At 43.7% G+C, this 398-nt stretch carries 1 rRNA gene; it reads left to right on the top strand.

The window, feature by feature from the left end:
* Positions 1 to 284: 284 nt before the first annotated feature.
* Positions 285 to 398: ribosomal RNA gene (gene rrf, locus LZP69_RS15925) — 5S ribosomal RNA — on the top strand; the annotation flags it as partial.

The raw sequence follows: 398 nt of genomic DNA on the forward strand, positions 1-398 counted from the left end.
CGTTGAGCTAACCTGTACTAATGACTCGTGAGGCTTAACCATACAACCCTAATGGGTTTCGAAGTAACGATGGTTTACTGAAAATGTTCCTGACATTTTCTAGCATTTCCTCCATCCATGGAGGTCATACAAAAGAATACCAGCACTTGATTTAGTGTGACTCGATTATAAATAAAAAACAGCTTTCTGAATTTTCTGGAACAGAATTGTATCAAGTACATCCATGTACTTGACCCTAGCGGGCGCACTGAAGTGCGTGAAATTTTGTTCCGGACAAAATTTTGTCTGGAAACCATAGCATTGTGGCCCCACCTGATCCCATCCCGAACTCAGAAGTGAAACGCAATCGCGCCGATGGTAGTGTGGGGTCTCCCCATGTGAGAGTAGGTCATTTCCAG

The organism is Shewanella sp. AS1 (genome assembly GCF_021412565.1).
In the GTDB taxonomy this organism is placed as follows: Bacteria; Pseudomonadota; Gammaproteobacteria; order Enterobacterales; family Shewanellaceae; genus Shewanella.